The following is a 20,427-nucleotide window of genomic DNA, read 5'->3' as shown; positions in this document are numbered from 1 at the left end:
AAAGGTTGGTGCTGATGAGATCCGTCCGACGTACGGCGGGTGCCGCGTCCCTGCTGGCGGTGCTGGCTCTGGTCGCCGCCGGTTGCGGTGGCAACTCCTCCGATGACGACTCCGGCAGCGGGGCGCTGGACGCTCCGGACGCGAGCGCGCTCGACAAGGCGAGCGGGGTCACGAAGGTCACCTTCTGGCACGGCATGAAGGGCGCCAACGGCGCCGCCGTCGACAAGCTGGTGAAGGCGTTCAACGCCGCGAACAGCGGGAAGATCGAGGTCACCGCCGTCTACCAGGGTGACTACGACGAGACGATCACGAAGTACAAGACGTCGGTGCAGCAGGGCAACACGCCGTCGGTCGTGCAGATCTACGACATCGGGTCGCGGTTCATGATCGACTCCAAGCAGACCGTGCCGGTGCAGAAGTTCGCCGACAAGGACGGCTACACGCTGGACTCGATCGAGCCGAACATCGCGAACTACTACTCGATCGACGGCAAGTTGAACTCGATGCCGTTCAACACCTCGATGCCGTTGCTGTACATCAACAAGGAAGCCTTCGTGAAGGCCGGCCTGGACCCGGACAAGCCGCCGTCGAACCTCGACGAGATCATGGCGGCGGCGAAGAAGCTGACCATCAAGCAGGGCGGGAAGACCGTCCAGTACGGCTTCAACGCGGCCATCTACGGATGGTTCATGGAGCAGCTGATCGCGCAGTCCGGGACGACGTACTGCGACAACGACAACGGCCGCAAGGACCTCGCGACGAAGGTCAACTTCGCCGACGAGCAGGGCGTGAAGGTCGCGACCTGGTACCAGGAGATGGTCAAGCAGGGCCTGATGCCGAACACCGGCAAGAAGACCGACGACGCGCAGGCCGTCTTCAAGTCCGGCACGTCGGCGATGCACCTGGAGTCGACCGGATCGCTGCGCGGCTATTTGGACGCGGCGAAGGGCAAGTTCACCGTGATGACCGCGCCGTTCCCGCACCTGACGGCGTCCGACACCGGCGGGCCGATCATCGGCGGCGCGTCGCTGTGGATCGACGGCCCCGGCCACTCGGACGCCGAGAAGCGCGCCTCGTGGGAGTTCGTGAAGTTCGCGTCGTCCCCCGCGCAGCAGGCGGCCTGGCACACCGGCACCGGCTACTTCCCGATCAACAAGAAGGCCCTGGACGAGCCTTCGGACAAGGCGTGGGTGGCGCAGTACCCGCAGTTCACCACCGCGATCACCCAACTCCACAACACCAAGCCCACCAACGCCTCCTCCGGCTGCATCCTCGGCGTCATGCCCCAGGCCCGCAAAGCCGCCGAAGACGGCCTGGAGAAAGCCGTCCTGGGCACCGACCCAACCACCGCCATGAAGGCCGCCGCCGACTCCATCAAGCCCCAGATCGACCAGTACAACAAGACAGTCAAGAAGTAGCTTCTCGGTAACCACAGCCGCCCGAAGACATCCTCTTCGGGCGGCTGTTCGTTCAGCCCCACGCAGTGCTACGCGCGGCTCCTTCGTCGCCTTGCTACGCCCTGCTCCCACCCAGCCCCGGGCTAGCGCCCGGAACACAGTTTCCGGCTGGCGCCGGGGGTGGTCGGCTGCCGCCGACAATCTGCTCGCTACCGCTCGCCGGCGACCGCCGCGGGTGGGGCGTGACCCATCGCCGGAAGCGACCGGCTGCCCCCGGGACCTCAGTAGTGCCAGTAGTTGCGGCCGTCGGCGTTCCAGGGGAGGGGGACTGTGGTGCGGTTGGTGAAGGCCATGCCCAGGCCCTTGGCGAGCTCGACGGTGCGGGTGAGTTGCAAGGAGAAGGCGTGTTGGTTGTCGTCCCACCATTGCTCGTACTGGGTGATGCAGGTCTGGTTCTTGTAGTACGGGTTGGAGCAGGGATGGGGCGGTAGCCACTTCTGGAGGTGGCGGAAGTTGACCGTGGTGGAGCCGTTGGGGGGCTTGATGGTGCCGGTGGCGTCGAGGCAGTAGGCGGTTGAGGGGATGGTCCAGCGGACGTAGTGCTGGCGGCCGCCGTTGGACGGGATGGGCTGCACGTTGTTGCAGTTGGCGTCGCCGAGTTTTTCGGAGGTGACGCGTTGGATCTGGGTGAGCGGCCGGCCCGCGCCGTCGTTGTAGCCGTCGAGGAGGACCCAGTCGCCGTCGTGGATGAAGTGCTCGGCTGAAGCGGGCGGCCACGCCGCAGGGTCGCCCCAGGAGATGTCGGACTCGGTCGCGCTCAGCGGGGTCCAGGCCCACTGACCGGCCGCGGTGCCGCCGGCGAAGTACTGGCCGGCGGACTTCTCGAACATCAGCGAATACTCCGCGTACGTCTCGGTCGCCGCATCCGAGGTCCGCCGATCGGCCGCCGCGCCAACCGTCGTCAGCAGCGCCGAGAGACCCATCACCAGGCCAAGCGTTCTGATCACAGACCGTGACTCTAACCCAACCCCGTCCAAGTCCCCCGCCGCGCCGGTTCCATTGCAGGGTTCACCTCGCAGATTGCCCCTTCTCCCGTCGCACAACGCAGGTGAAGGGGCAATGGCGGAGGTGAACCCCTGAAATGGCTGGTGCGGGCGGACGACGCCGCCCCGCCTCAGGGATCTAGCCGAGCACCTCGCGGAGCTTGGCGGCGAACTCCGCGGGCTTGCCGGGCTGGCCGTATTCGTTGCCGAGGAAGCCGCCGTGGTTGCTCGGGAACACGACGGGCGTCAGACCGAGCCGCTCGGCGGCGGCCTTTCCGCCACGGCCCGCGAGGGCGTTGTGCGACTCCTCGCCGACCCCGACCACGATGCGGTCCCGGACCTTGTCCAGGGCGTCGAAGTCGGGCTGGTACGACGTACAACCGCGCAGGTTCTGCCCGAGCAGCGCGTCCGAACGCGACCCGTCGTCCGCAACCGGCAGGCCGAACATCGCGGGATCCGGCGCGGGCTGCTGCGTGTAATCGGCGGGGATCGCGCCGTCGTACATGACCAGCGTGATGAACTTCGCCATCCCGGGCCCGAGTCCGTCGCGCTGATAGGTCTCGTACATGTCCGTGACAGCCGCGAGCGCGGCCGTGCTGTCCGGGAGGATCGCGGCGAGCGGCGGCTCGTGGGCGACCAGGGTGTTGATCAGATCGGGACGACGGGCCGCGAGCGCCAGCGCGTTCACCGCGCCGCCGCTGCTGGCAAAGATGTCGACCGGGCCGACGTCCAGGTGGTCGATCAACGCGGCGAGGTCGGAAGCGTGGTCCTCCGGTGAGAGCTCGGTCAGCTCGCCCTCACGGACGCTTCGCTCGACTCCGCGCGGGTCGTACGTCACCACGGCCCGGTCCTCGAAATGCGAGGCCAGCGTCGGGAACCCGCTCGCCCCCATCGGCGACCCGATGGTCAACAGCACCGGCCGCCGCGCCAGGTCGCCGCGAACGTCGTACGTCAGCGTCGCGCCCGGCACCTCGAGCGTCCGGGTCACAGGCTCCGTCATCACATCTCCCCAAAGGTCCGGCCCACCCCCATTGGTCGGCCTCCTGACCGCGAGCCTAAAGGAGTCTGCTTAGCTGGGGGTATGACTGAGAAGCCAGAGATCGACTTTCCGGACGGGCCGCCGCCGGCGGATCTCGAGATCACCGACATCACCGTGGGCGACGGCGACGAGGCCAAGGCCGGCTCGCGGGTGAACGTGCACTACGTGGGCGTCGCCCACTCCACCGGCGAGGAGTTCGACGCGTCGTACAACCGCGGCGCCCCGCTGGCGTTCCAGCTCGGCGTCGGCCAGGTCATCCAGGGCTGGGACACCGGCGTCCAGGGCATGAAGGTCGGCGGCCGGCGCAAGCTCGTCATCCCGCCGCACCTGGGGTACGGCGACCGCGGCGCGGGCGGCGCGATCAAGCCGGGCGAGACCCTGATCTTCGTCGTGGACCTGATCAGCGTCAGCTGAGTACACAGACAAACAGCCGGCAGTGACCTCCTGGGGTCGCTGCCGGCTGTCTCATGTCGTCACCGGATCGCGGCCGCCCGGATCACCTCCTGGCTGACCTTGTTCCCGGCGTCGTCGGCCGCGGTCGCCCGCAGCGAGAGGTACGACGGCCCCTTCGGCAGCCGGACGTCGGCGGACCAGCCGGCACCCGTCCGGGACAGCGAGGTCGCCTGCCAGTGAGCGCCGTCGTCGTACGAGACCTCCAGCGTCGCGCCCTTCACCTTCCCCGCGCCCTCCACACCGGCGAGGTGGAACGCGGACAGCCCGATGCGCTGTTTGCTGCCACCCGCGAACGCGCCGTTCAGGTCAGTCGCCAGGTGGTAGTCGAGCTGGATCAGCGGCAGATACACCCAGTCGCTCGAGTCGGCAGTCTGCGCCCGGAAGTCCCACGCGCTCGCCGTCCTGGTGCCCAGCTTCCAGCTCGCCGGACGGGTCGTGTCCATCTCGAACCGGTAGTCGGCCCAGCCGGACGTCGCCGGCACGCCGGTCTGCACCGCCTGGAACGTGCTCTTCCGCACCAGCGTCCCGTTCTGGAACAGGCGCGTCTCGACGGTCGAGTCGTCGTCCATCGACCCGGTGACCCCCTGGTCGCCGCTGCTCGCGGTCGGCACGTTCACCGCGAAGAAGTCACCGCTGCGACGCGGGTTCCAGTACCCGGAGCCGACCCGCGGCCGGGCGGCCGGCGCGAACCAGGAGTTCGTCTGCACCGACAGCGGCTTGTACGTGTGCCGCTCGCCGCGCTGCTCCCAGCCCTGCGGGTGGTTCGTCTGCTCGTACCAGTCCGTCCCGGCCTGCGTGGACACGAAGTCGACCCGCTGGGTCCCGAGGTGGATCGGCTCGGTCACCTGCAGGCACGGCGGCCAGAACCCGATCCGGCAGTCGGCCCGGCTCTCGAACGCGAGCTCGCCGGTCGGCCCGACGAACCGGTTGACGACCGTGGCCAGCTCCCCGACCTGCGGCGCGTACCGCAGGTCGGCCGGTACCGAACCGGTGTAGGCCTTCACCAGGTCGTACAGGTACGGCGGCGCCTCGGTGCCCATGACCCGCAGCCGAACGTTGCCGCCAGCACCGATCCGCGTCACCAGCGGACCACCTTCGGCAGCCGTCAGCGAGTACACGGGCAGATCGGTCCCACCGGCGAGGTCGTAGTACTTGCCGGCACCGCTGTTCACCACGACGAGCAACCGCGCTCCGGCGTCGCGAGCAGCCGTCGCCCGCGCGCTCGGTGTCACCGCACCGCTCGCCGTCACGAACACGGCCTTGCCACGAACGTCCTTGCCCACATAGTCCGCGGCCGCACCGGCACCGGCGTACGCCGCGGTCAGCGTCGCCTTGCCGTCCCACCGCTTCGATCCGCGCTGCAGCAACGGGTGCAGCTGCGTGAGGTCGACGCTCATCGACACCAGCGGCGACGTCCGGCGCCAGCGGGACGAGAAGTCGAACACGCCGCCGGCCACCGCGCCGGTCGGAGCGGCGTACACCTTGGTCACCACCGGCGTCGGCACGTACTGGCTGAGGAACGTCGCGTACTGCCCGCCGATCCCCGAGTCGTGGTACCAGCCGGACCGGCGGTAGACGTCCTCGCCGGGCAACGGCGTGCTGAGCGTGATCGGGTTCGCCTGCCGCGCGTCGAGCGTGAGATCGGTGTTCCGTTGGACCACGAGGTGCGGGTTGCCGACCAGCGCGACACCGTCCTCGCCGTCGACGGGCAGCCAGGAGTACGCCGCGTACACACCTGGCTCGAGGCGCTGCTTCGAGACGGTCCCGGTGGCCGGGTCGATCTCGAGCGTGGTGACGAACTGGTCGCCGTACTTGTAGAGCGTCAGGAACCCACCCGCGGGCTTGCCGTCACGGCCGGTCGCGTGCACGTTGAGGTCGTACCGCTCGCCCTCCATGACCAGGCCGATCGCGGTCTGAGCGATCTGCTTGGCGTCCTGCTTCGCGACGACGGTGCCCGAGTAGGACAGTCCCGGCGTGGCCAGGTTCGGCGTGGCGGTCACGCTGACCGAGGCGGTGCCGTTCGCGGGTACGGTGACCTGCGCCGCGCCGAGCGTGAACAGTCCGGCCGGCGCGGGCGTCGTACCGTCGCTGGTCACGTCGGTCGACAGGTCCAGCGTGACAGCGGTGTCGCCGAGGTTCGTGTACGTGACGGTGCGCTCGACCGGCGCGTCGTCACCGTGCGGCCAGGCGTGGAACCCGAACTCGCGCGTCGCGGTCGCGGTGATCTTCCCGAACGCCGCGGCCGGTACGTCGAGCCGCCCGCCGCCGACCTGGTACGCCGTCTCGCCGGCGAGCGGCTTCGCGGTGCTGACCAGCGCGGACTTGACCTGCTCACCCGTCCAGTCGGGGTGCTTCTGGACGAGCAGCGCCGCAGCGCCGGCCACGTGCGGCGTCGCCATCGACGTACCACTGAGGGACTTGTAGAAGCCGGTGCCCGACGACTTGGACGCGCGGGCCGCGAGCACCGAGACGCCCGGTGCCACGATCTCGGGTTTCACGGTGGCGTCGCCGAGCCGCGGGCCCATGTCCTGGAAGTACGCCCGCTCGTCGTTCTTGTCCACGGCGCCGACGGTCAGCGCGGACGACGCTGCGCCCGGCGAGCCGATCCCGCCGACCCGGCCGTAGTTGCCGGCGGCAATCACGAACAGGGCGCCGGTCTCGACGCTCAGCTCGTCGACCGCGAGCGCCATCGGGTCGGTGCCGTCGCTGGCCTCGGTGCTGCCGAGGCTCATGCTGACGACCTTGGCCCGGTGCGCGGCCCACTCCATCCCGTCGATGATCCAGGACGCGGCGCCCGAGCCGCTGTCGCTGAGCACCTTGCCGATCGCGAGCTGCGCGGCCGGCGCGACACCCTTCTCGACGCCGTCCGACGCGGCACCGGTGCCGGCGACCGTGGAGGCGACGTGGGTGCCGTGGCCGTTGACGTCCTCGGCGGTCTCGCCCGGGACGAAGCTCTTGGTCTCGACGATCCGGCTCGACACGTCGGGGTGGCTCTGGTCGATCCCGGTGTCCAGGACGGCGACCGTCGTCCCGGCGCCGTCGAGACCCTGGGCCCAGGCGTCCGGCGCACCGATCTGGGCGACGCTCTCGGCCAGGCTGGCCTCGACCTTCTCGTCGAGGAACACCTTCTGGATCCCGGCGCCGAACTGCCCCGGCGTCGCGGACCGAGCAGTGCTGGCGGTGATGCCCGACCAGAACTGCGCGGCCTCAGCCTTGCGCGCCGACAGGCCCTGACCGCCGATGCTCTCCAGCGTGGCGCCACGATCGGCGTGCTGCGGGGTCGCCGCGGCGGCGCGCAACCCGGCGCGGTACTGCACGATCAGCGGGATCGACTTCACCGAGGCGTCGTCGTACCCCTGGTCGACGAGCGAGGTGACGTTGAAGAGCTCGGGGTCGAGACGGCCCGAGGCGAGATACGGCAGCGCGACGTCCGGTACGACGTGCAGGTCGTCGCCGACCTGCTGGATCTGGACGCCGCCGGCGTTACCGGCCGCCTGCTCGACGGCCGCGGTCGGCGGGCCGCCGGCCGTTTCGGTGAGGGTCACCACGTCACCCGTCACGAGCGTGACGCGGTGCGTGGCCCCGGTGGCGGGCTGGGTCGATGGAGCGGCAGCAGGTATGGCAACGCCGTCGGCCTGTGCGGGCGTCGTCGCCACCGCGGCCAGAGCCACGAGTGCGGCGAGCCCACCGGCGACGGCGCGGGCGGATCGGGACATGGGCGGACCCTTCCTGGGGAGGATCTGGGGAACGGATGGCATGAACATGTCACGCGGCCGTAGACTGCTCAATGGCGGGATTGCGGCATGACAGGTGTCCGCCAGGCCGGACACCACCGGAGGGCCCTCGAAGGAGCGCACGATGCTCGACGTGCTGGGACTGGATGCGATCGAGGAAGGTGCCTACCGGCGGCTGATCGCGCTGCCGTCGGAGTCGCTGGAGACGCTGGCCGCCTCGATGCGGGTCGAGGTCGCCGACCTCGCCGCGGCCCTCGACGGGCTCGAGGAGAAGGGTCTGGTGGCGCGGTCGACCGCGATGCCGGGCCATTTCGTCGCGTCCCCGCCGGCGCTCGCGCTGGGCTCGCTGATCGTGCAGCGCCAGGAGGAGATCCGGCGGGCACAGCTCGAGCTCGGGCGGCTCGCCGAGCAGTACCGCGGCGTGATGGCGGACCGGTCCGACACCGACGTGATCGAGGTGGTTCGCGGCGCGCAGGCGGTGGCGCAACGCTTCGGCCAGATGCAGCGCGGCGCGTCGGACGAGGTGCTCGCGCTGGTGAAGGCGTCGGTGGCGATCGTGTCGGCGGACGAGAACGTCGACGAGGACGTCGCGCTGGCGCGTGGCGTCACCTATCGGGTGGTCGTCGAGCGAGCAGCGTTCAGCAAACCCGGCTTCGTCGACCTGGTGTCGGAGTCGCTCAAGGCCGGTGAACTGATCCGGGTCACCGGCGACCTGCCGCTGCGCCTGGTGGTCGCCGACCGCTCACTCGCGTTGTTGCCGTTGGCCCCTACCGCCACGGACTCCGCGGGCGGCGGGCTGCTCGTCCACCCGTCGGGGCTGCTGGACGCGCTGCTGCACCTGTTCGACCTGATCTGGGCGAGCGCCAACGAAGTGCTGCCCACCGACACCGGCACGACCGAGCTCGCGGCCGACCGCCTCGACGACGTCGACGCCCGGATCCTGACCTTGCTGCTGGCCGGTCTCACCGATCAGGCCATCGGCGGCCAGCTCGGCATGTCGCTGCGCACGGTGCAGCGCCGGGTCAGCCAGCTCATGGACCGCGCCCAGGTGATCACCCGCTTCCAGTTGGGCCACGAAGCTTCCCGCCGCGGCTGGCTGGGCGTCTGATGTTCGGGTAGTTGTACTCATCCGCCGCCCGTGGCGGGCCGATTGACTGGTGGTATGACGACGATGGTTGCCACACCCGCGATACGCGTGAACCGGATCCGGTACGGCGCTCTGCCGGCCAAGATCCTGCTCTTCGGGTTGTTGCTGTCGGCACTGATCTGGCCGGACCTCAGCGGGATCAAGGGAAAGGCGTCGACCGCCCGGCTGATCGTGTACCCGATCGGCGCGATGATCCTGCCGCTGTGGTGGTGGGCGTACGGGCGGGCGCGCAGCACACTGCACCGCAGCTTTCCCTGGTCGGCGGACCTGCTGATGACGTTGCCGTGGCTGATCGATCTGATCGGCAACCGGCTCAACCTGTTCGACACCGTCGACTGGTGGGACGACGCGATGCATTTCGTACTGTGGGGTTTCCTCACCGCCGGCGTCCTGCTGGCCTTCGCGCCCCGCGATCTGTCCCGCCCCATCACCACCTTCGTCGCCCTCGGCTTCGGCGCCACCGCCGCGATCGTCTGGGAGGTCGGCGAGTACGTCACCTTCGTCCGCAACTCGCCCGAGCTCGCGACCGCCTACACCGATACCCTCGGCGATCTGACGCTGGGCACCTCGGGCGCCCTGCTGGCGGGGCTCGTGCTGTATCAGTTCCGTAGGAAACCGACCGACAGGTAGGGGATCGCACGTGCGTGTTGTGTTGACGGCTTGGGGATCACGGGGAGATGTCGAACCACTCGTCGCGCTCGCGGTGGCGCTCCGCCAGTTCGGCGCCGAGGCGGTCGTCTGCGCGCCGCCGGACGAGGACTTCGCCGTACTCCTGCGGCGGGCCGAGATCCCGCTGGTGCCGCTCGGCCCGCCGGTGCGGTCGGTGGTGGCCCGCACGAAGTCCGCGGCTCGGCCCGACCCGTTCCAACTGGCGTCAGAGCTGGTCGCCGCGCGGTTCGAGACACTGAGCGCCGTGGCGGAAGGCAGTGACGCGCTGGTCGCGACCGGGCTGATGCCGGCCGGTGCGCGGGACGTGGCTGATCGGCTCGGCCTTCGCTACGTCCTCGCGTGCTACCACCTACTCGGACTTCCCTCGCGGCATTACTCGCCCGGCGCCCGGCCAGGGACTCCGTCGCCGCAGGACGAGACCGACAGGCGCGTGCTGTGGGAGCAGGACGCCCAGCGCGTCAACGCCTTGTACGGCCCCGCGGTGAACAGCCACCGCTCAACGCTCGGCTTGCCGCCCGTGGAGAACGTCCGGGACTACGTACTAACGGATCAGCCGTGGCTCGCCGCCGATCCGACCCTGTGCCCCTCGAAGGGCCTGACCGAGCTCGACGTCGTACAGACCGGCGCCTGGTTCCTGGCTGACGGCCGTGCGCTCCCTGCAGAGCTGAAGACCTTCCTGGACGCCGGAGAGCCGCCGGTGTACGTCGGGTTCGGCAGCATGTCCGCGCACGCGCCTCAGGACATCGCCCGCACCGCCGTCGAGGCGAGCCGCCGTCACGGGCGGCGTGTGCTGCTCTCCCGTGGCTGGTCGGAGCTGGACCTGGCCGACTACGGCGACGACTGCCTTGTCATAGGCGAGGTCAACCAGCAGGCGCTCTTTCCTCGACTGGCAGCCGTCGTACACCACGGCGGCGCCGGCACCACGACAGCTACCGCGCGCGCCGGCGTACCGCAGGTTGTCGTGCCCTTGCTGGGAGACCAGCCGTACTGGGCGTCCCGGGTCGTCGCGCTGGGCATCGGTACGTCGTACGAGGGCTCGACGCCGGCCGTCGACTCGCTGTCCGAGACGCTCGGCGAAGTGCTGGCCCCCGAGGTCCGCTCGCGAGCGGCAGAGGTATCCGGCGCGATCAAGCCCGACGGCGCGACGACCGCGGCGCAGCTACTGCTCGACGGCGCGACCGGCAGCTAGCCGACCAGCGGACTGACCAGCTCGAGGTGGGATCAGGCGGCGTCGGCGGACGTCCGACCGCTTCGCCGAGTCGTGGCGAATGGCTGGTGCGGGGATGTGCGAGTCGTGGATCGCGGCACTTCTGCAGAGCCGATTCTCACGACTCGGCGACCTGCCACGGAGGTCAGTCGTCGGTCGGGCGGTGGAGGGCTTCGAGGAGGTGGGTGACGACCGAGTCGGGTGAGCGGGTCCAGTCGGTCGTCAGGACGTGGTGGACTCGCCAGCCGGTGGTCTTCAGTGCGGTCGGGTGGGTCGTGAGACGCTCCAGGAGCGTGTCGGCGGCGACCCGCTCCGGGGTGTCGACGAGCACCGCGAGCCGGTGGCCGGCGTCGCCGGGGAGCTTCAGGGCGAGGTCGCAGCGGAAGACGGACTCGCCGACCGCGAGGTCGACCTCGACACCGCGCGCCTCGAGCGCGGCGGCGAGTTGCTCGACGACCGGGGTGGGACGAGCGCCGGTCACGGGTGGTGTCCGCAAGCTGTACGACGTGAGCGCGGACTTGGCGGCGGCCTGGTCGCCCCGGGAGACCGCCGCGGCGTACCCCAGGAACCGGCGCAGCGTGTTCGCGCCGTCGTTGTAGGTGTTGGTGATGGCGTCGGGCTCGATGCTGCTGACGATGACCATGTGCTCGCGCGCCCGGCTGAAGATCACGTTCAGCCGCTTCTCGCCGCCGGAGGTGTTGATCGGGCCGAAGTTCATCAGCATCCGGCCGTCCGGGCCGGCGGCGTAGCAGACGCTCATCAGGATGATGTCGCGCTCGTCGCCCTGCACGTTCTCCAGGTTCTTCACGAACAGCCCGGCGTCCTGCTCGCCGTGGGTCCGCACCTGCTCCGCCTCGAACCGCGCGGCGAACTCCGGATCGCTGTCGGCGAGCTCGTCCAGCGCCCGCTCGATCTCGCCCTGCTGCGCCTCGGAGAACGCCACGATCCCGAGACTCTTGCCGGTCTCACGCGCGAGCAACTCCCGCACCAGCGAGGCGATCCACCGGGCCTCGGCCGGGTTGGTCCGCCGGACATAGACGCCGTCGACGAGCCGGACCGCCGTGATACTCCCGGCCAGCACGCTGTCGCACACCTCCGGCACCGGGGAGTCGGCCCGCACGGTCCACGGCGGGGCCGCGTGCGGCGGCAGCCGGTCCGGGACGGTCGCGAGCTTGCCCTGGTAGAACGCCGCGTTGCTGAACGAGATCAGCGCCTCCGAGCGGCTGCGGTAGTGCCACGTCAGCATCGTCGACGCGAGCCTCAGCGCACTGATCGAGAGGAAGCTGTCCTCGGTCAGCGCGATCCCGACCTGCTCGGCGGCCTCGTCGTCCGCCTGGAGATCGTCGGCGTCGCTCCGGACCCGGAAGTACTGCGTCGGCGGCAGCTGCATCTGGTCGCCGACGACGATCACCTGCGGCGCCCGGTGCAACGCCGGGATCGCCTCCTCGACCGGGATCTGACTCGCCTCGTCGTACACCACCACGTCGAACGCGGTGGTCAGCGGCAACGTGTCGGACACCGAGGACGGGCTCATCAACCACACCGGGCGCAGGACGGACACCACCTCGCCCGGGGCGCCGGACGCGAGATCGCGGATCGACCGGTACCGCATCACCTTGCCGAACTCGTGCTCCAGCTCGCGCCGGCCGGTCGCGAAGGTCTTCTTGCGCTCGCGATCCTCCGCCGACATGCCGGTCACGCTGCGCTCGGAGTGGTCGACCTCGGCCAGGAAGCGACGCCGGACCTGCGCGACGACGACGTCGGCGTTGAGCGCGGTCAGGTCGTCGTACACCATGCCCAGCTCGCCGACGATCGCATCGACGCGCTCCGACGACAGCTGCAGCGGCGCGGCCGCGCGGGCGCGGTCCCATTCGGCGGCGCACACGGCGTACTCAAGCTGGTCCGGTGTGGCATCCAGGTGACGCAGCGCCGTCCGGACCGGGGACGGGACGCCGGCGAGGTCGCGGAGCCGGGGCGCGACCGCACGGGCGGTCGGGCTCTCGGACTCCAGCCGACCGAGCAGCTCGCGGAGGTCGTCGACCGCCAGCGCGTCCCATTGGTAGGCGAGCAGGTCACGCGTCGGCTCCTCGGCCTCCTCGAAGCGGTCGGCCAGGCGGGAGAGCCGGGTGGACGCGCCGTCGCGGAGGACGAAGCGCCAGTCAGGAATGTTCTTGCGGGCGGCGGCGAGTTGGTCGATCAGGTCGCGCGGGTCGTCCACGCCCCAGTCGCGCCGGCTCTGTTCGGCGTGTTGTGCCACCGCCGCGGAGGCGGACTGCGCGGTGACCAGATCGGTGAGGATGTCGGTGACCGACGGCTGTACGGCGCGGGTCGTCGCGTCGAAGCGGCTACGGACCAGGCTCTTCACCCGGCGCCAATCCCCGCTGAGGAAGGAGAGCACTCCGCCTTCCTTGCTCTGCGCAACTTTCAGCGCGGACCGCGCGTCGGCCGGCGCCAGCGGCTCCTGCCAGCCGGCGGCCTCCTTCCACGCGGCCCGCTCGGCGCCCACAAGCTGCTTCCGCTCCGCGGCGGCCGCCGCCAGGTCCTGCGCCGCCGGCGAGCGCGGAACGATCGCCTCGACCCGATCCACCGCAGCCAACGGCTCCAGCAACCGCCCGAGCCCCGCCAACTCACGCACGTCCCGCACACTCACAGCCCCGCCCCCGGCACCAGCACTGGCACCAGCACTGGCTCCGGCACCGCTTCCGCTTCCGGCTCCGGCTCCGGCTCCGGCTCCGGCGTCAGCGTCGGCCCCGGCGTCGACCCCGCCTCCGGCTCCGGCACTGGCGTCGGCTCCGGCGTCAGCGTCAGCGTCAGCGTCGGCTCCGGCTCCGGCTCCGGCGGGAGCAGGGTCGGTTGGCCGGTCGATCGTGGTCAGGGTGGTTGCCACTGTGTCCCAGCGGGTGCGGAGTTCACGGGCCGCGGCCGGCACCTCGGCGTCGTCCCAGCGATCGGCCGCGACGAACGCGAGCGAACTCCGCGCCAGCACCCCGCCGGTCGACGGATCCGCCGCGGCCAGCCCGCTGGCCACCTCGCGGACGACGTCCCGAGCTGCCCACCAGTCCCCGACCGCCGGCAACCCCACCCCGAACCGTGCGTTCTGCTCGGAGTCCGGCGCCCAGGCGTGCTCGCGCAGCTCGGCCAAGCGATTCACGACGTCACGAAGACGAGGACCGCCGGCGGCCAGCTGCTGCTCGAACGCATCGACGGTCGCCAACAGCCGATCGACGCGCGCGACGAGATCCGACCGGCGCGCGGTCAACGCGTCCAGGTCGTCGTCCGCGGACAGCCACGCCTCATAGGTGTCCCGGAGCCCGTGGACGAACGCCTTCTTGTCGCCCTGTGAGTCGTGGATCAGGGCGCACAGACCATCCAGCCGCCGGCTCGCGAGCCGTGCGTGCACGACGTCCAGCGCGGCCCGCTTCTGGCAGACGAACAGCACCCGCTTCCCGCGGGCGACGAAGTCCGCGATCAGGTTGGTGATCGTCTGTGACTTGCCCGTCCCGGGTGGCCCCTGGATCACGAAACTCTCGCCGCGCCTTGCCCGCGCGATCGCCGCGACCTGCGACCCGTCCGCGGGCACGACGAGGTAGCGGTCGGCCGACGGCAGCTCCGGCAGCGCGGTCCCCACCGGCCGCGGCCGGTCCGAGAACAGGTGGTCGAACGAGGCCGCGGACTCCCCGGTCGTCAGCAGCTCGTCGTAGTCACGAACCAGGCCGAGCGTCCGGTAGTTGAAGTTCGCCAGCGAGACCGCGCAGAGGTCGACGTCCCAGGAGTACGGCCCGCCCTCGGTGTCGAGCGAATACGTGTCGGTCTCGATCGCCCCCGGCCGCCGCGGCTCCGCGCCGAGCGCGATCCCGAGTGGGAGCGTCTGTTGCGCGATCTGGGTCCGGAAGATCTGCACACCGAGCGGCTGGTAGTCGGTCCGCCGGTAGGAGTACGGATACTGCTTCCCGCCGAACCCGGTCGCCACATTCCCGTGCCGGCGCCGGTTGTACGTCCGCAGGCGAGTCATCGCCCGTTGCCGCACCAGGTCGATCCGCGGCTTCTCCCGCAGATGCAGCTGCAGCCCCGGCTCGGTCGCCTGGATCTCCTTCGCCAGCCGTTCGTGCAACCCCCGCAACGCATCAGGTGCCGACAAGTCGACAGTCTCCGGCAAGGAGATCCCGTACAGCTGCCGCAGGCTGTGCCGCAGCGTCGGATTGACCTCCGCGATCGGATCCGTGACCTGCAACGTGTACGAATCCCGGACGCCGCGCTTCTTGGTCAGTTGGACCTTGGCCAGCACCAACGGCGACGCGAGCCGCGTGTCCCGGTCGTTCTTCAGGTCGTGCCAGCGCAGGAACGCCGGCACCAGCCGCAGCTGGTCCTGCCCGTAGTCGGCCCGGTCCCGGCGCGCGGTGGAGATGAGCTTGTCCAGCGTGTTCGCGGCGTACGGCGCCTCGTCGTACCGGATCCATTTGCCGAGCGGCTGGGCCTTCTTCAGCAACGGCGCCGCGAGGTCGTCGCGCCAGGTGAAGAGTTGCTCGGAGCGGATCGTCCGGACGTCGAGCATCAGCGGGACCGAGACCTCGGTGAGGTTCAGCGTCTGGGCGGTCGGCCGGAAATTGATCAGCCGGTTCCGCCGGGAGAGGTCGAAGAGCCGGTCGCGGAGCGCGCCGAGCACCGCCGTCCGCCGGTCCGCGACACCCCGGACGATCGCCTCGACGTCGAAGTCGAGCGGCTGGTCGCGGTAGTTCTCCAACTGCTCGATGAGCGAGTGCAGGTCCTGCGCGCGCCGGTGCCGGTCCGGCTCGGCCATCTGCGCCGCGACCGAGACGATCACCGGGTGCAGGTCCGGGTCCAGCCGGTACAAGTTGCCTCGGGCATCGATCAGGGTGGCCACATCCGCGGTCCTGGACAGGTCGAGCCCGCAGCCCAGCGCGAGCAGCAGCTGTCCCAGGCTGAAGATGTCGGTGAGCTGGTCGTGGTGCCCGACCACGTGTTCCCAGCTCTGCCACCCGGCCACCAGCGTCGGCGCCGTGATCGCGTCCGGGACCGGCTCGGGCACGACAGTGGTTTCCCGGCCGCCGCTCTCCCCCAGGTCGTAGTCGGCCTGCCGCTGCGCGACCACCTCGACGGCTGACGGCCGCTTGCCCTGCCGTACGTCGATCTCGCGCGTGGCCGGCTTCGGCCGGCCCGCGTCCTCGGGTGCGAAGCCGAGCCTGTTCTGCTCGTCGACCACGATCCGGTCGAGGCCGCGCAGGGGCGCGACCAGCCCGCGCTCGTGCACCGCGGCCGTCTCGTGGAACAACGGCAGCACGGCCGCGAGCAGCGCGTCGTTGCCCAGGCCGCCCTGCGAAACGGCCAGCGCGACCAGGTCGTTGACGCTCATCCGACCACCTCCGCGGCGGCCTGCACGAACCGCGTCCGCTGCTTGTCGCTCCACCCCAGCTCGTCGTCCGCGACGTCGACGTACCCAGGCAGCCCGGACCGCCGGGCGACGACCAGCGACGCGATCAACCCGGCGTCACCGGCCTCCGGATCGGCCGTGGCGAGATCGAGCAGCAGGTACGACAGGTAGCGCTTCGTGGCCGCGGCCAGCGGACGTGGTCGTGGCAACGGTGCACCGTCCACGGGACGCACCGCCAACGGTTCGTCGAAGCGCACCGCTCCTCCTGGCACGCCCAGCGGCCCGGGCGGATCCGCGAAACCTGCGGCTGCCGTCGCAACGGCGTCGGTCCGTAACCCGTCTGCGTGCGCGATCGCCGCCGCGAAGTCCCGGCTCAGCTCTCGCAACAGAACAGCGTCGAGCAGGTCCGGCGCGTCCACGTCGAGCGGTCCGGTCACCAGAACCTCGACGTCCTCGCCGTCCAGCCAGTTCTTCAACGCCCACGCCCGGCCGACCGCCCCCGGGTGTGACGTCCCTCGACTGCCCGAGCGGAGGTCGAGCGACTCGGCCTGCCGCAGGTACGCCGCGGGGTCCGCCGTACTCAGACCGGTCTCCAGCTTCAGCAACGCGCGGATCGTCGTGGTCAGGTCGCCGCAGGCGGTCAACGCACCCCGGTCCGCGAACAGCTCGGTCGCGAGCGACCAGCGGCGATGCGTCTCGAGATACTGCGACGGGGTCCGTGCGTCACCCGCCGCCGCGTCGAGCAACCGGTCGACGGCGAGATACCCGCCGTCATCGGCCTGCCACAGCAGGCGATGCGCCAACTCGTGACCGATCACTGCGGTCAACTCGTCCTCGTCGAGCCGGTCGAGCAACGCCCCCTGGAACAGGATCACCGCCTTGCCGGCCTGGTGCAGGTACGCCGCGTTGGGCTCCCCACTCACCTGGAAGTAGTCGATGTCCGGGTCGAGCTCCAGTGCCGCCGCCGCCCGCTGCCCGGCGCGGAACACCGTCGGGTGCGCGTCGGCCTCCAGGCGATACGCGTTCCGCAGCAGGATCTCGTCCAGCGAACCCTCGGGTCCGCCGTGCAACGCCGTCCACGCACGCTCATCCACCTGGCGGACGACCGCCAGGACGGACCGGTGATACGCGAGCGCTGACAACATGCCCGCCACCATAACCACCCCGACCGACGAAAACCGACCCCCGCGTCCTGGAGTACGAGAGCAGGACGGTCTGGGGCTCTAGCGGGCAGTCGGGCGGCAGACACCGTTGGCCGCGGCGCTGGCGGCCAGTGCCGCGGCTGCCGGGCTGGTCGGGGCGGCGTCCTGGACGGACTTGTGCCGGCCGATCGGCACGACCATCGGTGTGCCGGCGACCGGATCCGGGACGACCTTGACGGCCAGGCCGAACACGTCCTGGACCACGTCCTCGGTGATCACCTGCGACGGGTTGCCCTCGGCAACAATCGCGCCGTCCTTCATCGCGATCAGGTGGTCGCCGAACCGGCACGCCTGGTTCAGGTCGTGCAACACCAGCACGATGGTCCGGTCCTGCGACTTGTTCAGGTCGACGAGCAGGTCGAGCACCTCGAACTGGTGCGTCAGGTCGAGGAACGTCGTGGGCTCGTCCAGCAGCAGGATGTCGGTCTCCTGCGCGAGCGCCATCGCGATCCAGACCCGCTGCCGCTGCCCGCCGGACAGCTCGTCGATCGGCCGGTCCGCGATCGCCAGCACGTCGGTCGACGTCATCGCGGCGGCCACCGCCTCGTCGTCGGAGCGCGACCACTGCCGGATCCACCGGGTCCGCGGGTACCGGCCACGGCCGACCAGGTCCGCGACCGTGATGCCCTCCGGTGCGGTCGGCGACTGCGGCAGCAGGCCGAGCTTGGTGGCCACCTCCCGGGTCGGGATCTGCTGGATGCTCTTCCCGTCCAGCAGCACCGATCCGCGCGACGGCTTCAGCAGCCGCGCCAGCGTCTTCAGCAGCGTCGACTTCCCGCACGCGTTGGCGCCGACGATGACCGTGATCTTCCCGGTCGGGATCCGCACCGACAGGTCGTGGATGATCTCCCGCTGGTCGTAGCCGACCGCGAGACCATCGGCGGCCAAGCTGTGCTCCACGGACTTCTCCTCCATCTCAGCCACCACTCCCGACTCGGTTCGCCCGCGCCAGCAAGAACATCAGGTACGGCGCGCCCACCACCCCCGTCACCACACCGACCGGCAGCTGGGTGTCGCCGAACGCGTGCTGCGCGACCAGGTCCGACAGGCCGACCACCAGTGCCCCGATCAGGCCGGACGCGATCATCGCCGGCCCCGGCGACCGGGTCAGCCGCCGCGCGATCGGCGGCGCGACGAACGCCACGAAGCCGATTGGTCCGGCCGCCGCCGTCGCCACCGCGGCCAGCAGGACGGCGACCACGATCAGCCCGAGCCGCGCCCACTCCACCCGCAGCCCCAGCCCGTACGCCGTCTCGTCGCCGAGCTGCAGGATCCGCAGCTGCCGGACCAGGAACACCATCACCGGCAGCAGGACGACGAACGTGACCGCCAGCGACCGGACGTTCGACCAGTCCCGCCCGTTGAGGCTGCCGGTCAGCCAGATCAGCGCCTGCTGCGCGATCTCGACCCGGGCCTTCGTCAGCAGGTACGACGTGATGCTGGTGGCGATCGCGCCGATGCCGATCCCGATCAGGATCAACCGGTAGCTCGACACCCCGTGCCGCCACGCCAGCACGTACATGATGAAGGCGGTCAGCACCGCCCCGACGATCGCGGACACGGACACCGCGACCCCGGTGAGCCCCAGGGTGACGATCGCGAACACCGCGAACGCGCTGGCGCCGTACGTCACGCCGATGATGTCGGGGCTCGCCAGCGGGTTCCGCGCGATGCTCTGGAAGATCGCTCCGGACAGACCCAGCGCCGTCCCGACCAGCAGCCCGGTCAGTGCCCTGGGCAACCGCAGCCGGTTGACGATGAACTCCGTCGCCCGGTCGCCGCCGCCGAACAGCGTTTTCACCACGTCGACCACGGGGATCTTGAAGTCACCCAGCGACAGCGAGACGCAGAACGTCGCGAACACCAGGACCGCCAGGGCGACGATGACGATCAGGGACCGGGTCTGCCGGGCTGTCCGCGCCCGGGCGATGACCTGGACCGCCTCGGCCGTCACAGGTCGGCCAGCTTCCGGCGGCGGACCAGCGCGATGAAGAACGGGGCACCGATGACGGCGGTCACGATGCCGACCTGCAGTTCACCGGGCTGTGCGACGACCCGGCCGATCACGTCGGAGCCGAGCAGCAGGATCGGGGCGAGCAGGGCCGAGTACGGCAGGATCCAGCGGTAGTCCGGCCCGGTCACGAGCCGTGCGACGTGCGGGATCGTCAGCCCGACGAACCCGATCGGCCCGGCCGCCGCGGTCGCCGCGCCACAGAGCAGTACGACGACCACCGCGACGAACGCGCGGGCCAACCCGACCCGCTGACCGAGTGACTTGGCCACGTCGTCCCCCAGCGACAACGCGTTCAGCACCCGCCCGCAGAACAGCGCCAGCACGATCCCGATCAGGATGAACGGCGCCACCTGGGCCGCGATGTCGGAGCCGCGGCCGGCGAACGATCCCACCGACCAGAACCGGAACTGGTCGAACGTGTCGACGTCGCCGATCAGCAACGCCGTGGTCAGCGAGCCGAGCATCGCGGTCAGCGCCGCACCGGCGAGCGCGAGCTTCACCGGGGTCGCGCCCTCACGGCCGAGCGACCCGAGCAGGTACACGACGACCGAGGCAGCGGCCGCGCCCAGGAAGGCCAGCCAGACGTACGACGTCAGCGTCGACAACCCGAACCAGTAGATGCCCCCGACAACGAACAGCGCGGCGCCGCCGTTGACGCCGAGGATGCCCGGATCGGCCAGCGGGTTCCGCGTCACGCCCTGCATCAACGCCCCGGACAGGCCGAGGGCCGCGCCGACCATGAGACCGATCAGCGTCCGCGGGACCCGCAGCGACCGCACGATCACGTGATCGGTGTCGGCCTCGTTGTAGTGCCGCAGGGCGTCGATGACCGTGGACAGCGGGATCTGCTTGGAGCCGATCGCGATGCTGAGCAGCGACACCAGGACCAGGAGGGCGACGCACCCGACCAGCCCGAGGACCAGCGTGGTCCGCCGAGCCCGGCGCGGGCGCGACGGCGCGACGCTGTCGAGGCCGGCGTCGGCCGTGGCAGTGGGCGGGGGCATTGGACTTTGGGGATCCTCTTAGGTAAGGCTAACCTCTAGACACCTCAGAATAACCCGGCCGTCCGCGGGTCCGCATCCGAGGTCCCCCTGCTCAGTTTCCTGACTGGGGCGGTGGGGCGGGGCTCGCAA

Annotated in this window: 13 protein-coding genes; 5 read left to right on the top strand and 8 right to left on the bottom strand. The window is 70.5% G+C overall.

All coding sequences use genetic code 11. The features are described 5' to 3' along the window. Positions 1 to 14 precede the first annotated feature (14 nt). Positions 15 to 1,418, top strand: coding sequence for an ABC transporter substrate-binding protein (locus ABZW60_RS36685; protein WP_355484886.1), 1,404 nt, complete (start codon positions 15 to 17; stop codon positions 1,416 to 1,418). Between the two features lie 260 nt (positions 1,419 to 1,678). Here ABZW60_RS36685 and ABZW60_RS36680 read toward each other — a convergent pair whose 3' ends face one another. Continuing rightward, positions 1,679 to 2,404: a hypothetical protein gene (locus tag ABZW60_RS36680; RefSeq protein ID WP_355484884.1), complete on the bottom strand. Its 726-nt coding sequence runs from the start codon at positions 2,402 to 2,404 to the stop codon at positions 1,679 to 1,681. 175 nt (positions 2,405 to 2,579) lie between these two features. Beyond that, the gene (locus ABZW60_RS36675; protein ID WP_355484883.1) at positions 2,580 to 3,440 is read right to left on the bottom strand and encodes an alpha/beta hydrolase; all 861 of its coding nucleotides are present in this window, start codon (positions 3,438 to 3,440) and stop codon (positions 2,580 to 2,582) included. An 81-nt stretch (positions 3,441 to 3,521) separates the two neighbouring features. On the opposite strand from ABZW60_RS36675, the gene ABZW60_RS36670 reads away from it, so the two are divergent. Beyond that, complete coding sequence (locus tag ABZW60_RS36670) at positions 3,522 to 3,893, top strand: FKBP-type peptidyl-prolyl cis-trans isomerase (RefSeq protein WP_355484881.1); 372 nt, start codon at positions 3,522 to 3,524, stop codon at positions 3,891 to 3,893. Positions 3,894 to 3,952: 59 nt separating this feature from the next. Here ABZW60_RS36670 and ABZW60_RS36665 read toward each other — a convergent pair whose 3' ends face one another. Then, entirely contained in the window at positions 3,953 to 7,648 is a 3,696-nt protein-coding gene (locus ABZW60_RS36665; RefSeq protein ID WP_355484879.1) for a S8 family serine peptidase, read from the bottom strand. A gap of 142 nt (positions 7,649 to 7,790) precedes the next feature. On the opposite strand from ABZW60_RS36665, the gene ABZW60_RS36660 reads away from it, so the two are divergent. Genes ABZW60_RS36660 through ABZW60_RS36650 form a run of 3 tightly spaced genes read left to right on the top strand, consistent with a single transcriptional unit; the run spans position 7,791 to position 10,671 of the window. Continuing rightward, positions 7,791 to 8,774, top strand: coding sequence for a hypothetical protein (locus tag ABZW60_RS36660; protein WP_355484877.1), 984 nt, complete (start codon positions 7,791 to 7,793; stop codon positions 8,772 to 8,774). Positions 8,775 to 8,828: 54 nt separating this feature from the next. Continuing rightward, positions 8,829 to 9,443 (top strand): hypothetical protein, encoded by a 615-nt coding sequence (locus tag ABZW60_RS36655; protein WP_355484876.1) that lies wholly within the window; start codon positions 8,829 to 8,831, stop codon positions 9,441 to 9,443. Between the two features lie 10 nt (positions 9,444 to 9,453). Further along, positions 9,454 to 10,671, top strand: coding sequence for a glycosyltransferase (locus tag ABZW60_RS36650; protein ID WP_355484874.1), 1,218 nt, complete (start codon positions 9,454 to 9,456; stop codon positions 10,669 to 10,671). 163 nt (positions 10,672 to 10,834) lie between these two features. On the opposite strand, the gene ABZW60_RS36645 is transcribed toward ABZW60_RS36650, so the two are convergent. From ABZW60_RS36645 to ABZW60_RS36625, 5 genes are all read right to left on the bottom strand, one after another. Then, positions 10,835 to 16,060: an AAA domain-containing protein gene (locus tag ABZW60_RS36645; RefSeq protein WP_355484872.1), complete on the bottom strand. Its 5,226-nt coding sequence runs from the start codon at positions 16,058 to 16,060 to the stop codon at positions 10,835 to 10,837. Then, positions 16,057 to 17,223 carry a M48 family metalloprotease gene (locus ABZW60_RS36640; protein WP_355484870.1) on the bottom strand — a complete coding sequence of 389 codons (1,167 nt, stop codon included), beginning with the start codon at positions 17,221 to 17,223 and terminating at the stop codon, positions 16,057 to 16,059. Before ABZW60_RS36640 ends, ABZW60_RS36645 begins: the two co-directional genes overlap by 4 nt. A gap of 78 nt (positions 17,224 to 17,301) precedes the next feature. After that, complete coding sequence (locus ABZW60_RS36635; protein ID WP_355484869.1) at positions 17,302 to 18,195, bottom strand: ABC transporter ATP-binding protein; 894 nt, start codon at positions 18,193 to 18,195, stop codon at positions 17,302 to 17,304. Between the two features lies 1 nt (position 18,196). Next, positions 18,197 to 19,234, bottom strand: a complete 1,038-nt coding sequence (locus tag ABZW60_RS36630; protein ID WP_355484867.1) for an iron chelate uptake ABC transporter family permease subunit — start codon at positions 19,232 to 19,234, stop codon at positions 18,197 to 18,199. Further along, complete coding sequence (locus ABZW60_RS36625; protein WP_355484865.1) at positions 19,231 to 20,298, bottom strand: iron chelate uptake ABC transporter family permease subunit; 1,068 nt, start codon at positions 20,296 to 20,298, stop codon at positions 19,231 to 19,233. The genes ABZW60_RS36630 and ABZW60_RS36625 overlap by 4 nt, the downstream gene beginning before the upstream one ends. Between the last annotated feature and the right edge of the window lie 129 nt (positions 20,299 to 20,427).

It is taken from the genome of Kribbella sp. NPDC003557 (genome assembly GCF_040610805.1).
Lineage (GTDB): Bacteria > Actinomycetota > Actinomycetes > Propionibacteriales > Kribbellaceae > Kribbella.
This window is presented reverse-complemented; position numbering and strand designations above follow the sequence as displayed.

Excerpts from the sequence above, each read along its gene's own strand:
- ABZW60_RS36685 (WP_355484886.1), top strand. The coding sequence starts at position 15 with ATGAGATCCGTCCGACGTACGGCGGGTGCCGCGTCCCTGCTGGCGGTG.
- ABZW60_RS36655 (WP_355484876.1), top strand. The coding sequence starts at position 8,829 with ATGACGACGATGGTTGCCACACCCGCGATACGCGTGAACCGGATCCGG.
- ABZW60_RS36670 (WP_355484881.1), top strand. The coding sequence starts at position 3,522 with ATGACTGAGAAGCCAGAGATCGACTTTCCGGACGGGCCGCCGCCGGCG.
- ABZW60_RS36640 (WP_355484870.1), bottom strand. The coding sequence starts at position 17,223 with ATGTTGTCAGCGCTCGCGTATCACCGGTCCGTCCTGGCGGTCGTCCGC.
- ABZW60_RS36645 (WP_355484872.1), bottom strand. The coding sequence starts at position 16,060 with ATGAGCGTCAACGACCTGGTCGCGCTGGCCGTTTCGCAGGGCGGCCTG.
- ABZW60_RS36665 (WP_355484879.1), bottom strand. The coding sequence starts at position 7,648 with ATGTCCCGATCCGCCCGCGCCGTCGCCGGTGGGCTCGCCGCACTCGTG.
- ABZW60_RS36660 (WP_355484877.1), top strand. The coding sequence starts at position 7,791 with ATGCTCGACGTGCTGGGACTGGATGCGATCGAGGAAGGTGCCTACCGG.
- ABZW60_RS36625 (WP_355484865.1), bottom strand. The coding sequence starts at position 20,298 with ATGCCCCCGCCCACTGCCACGGCCGACGCCGGCCTCGACAGCGTCGCG.
- ABZW60_RS36675 (WP_355484883.1), bottom strand. The coding sequence starts at position 3,440 with ATGACGGAGCCTGTGACCCGGACGCTCGAGGTGCCGGGCGCGACGCTG.
- ABZW60_RS36635 (WP_355484869.1), bottom strand. The coding sequence starts at position 18,195 with ATGGAGGAGAAGTCCGTGGAGCACAGCTTGGCCGCCGATGGTCTCGCG.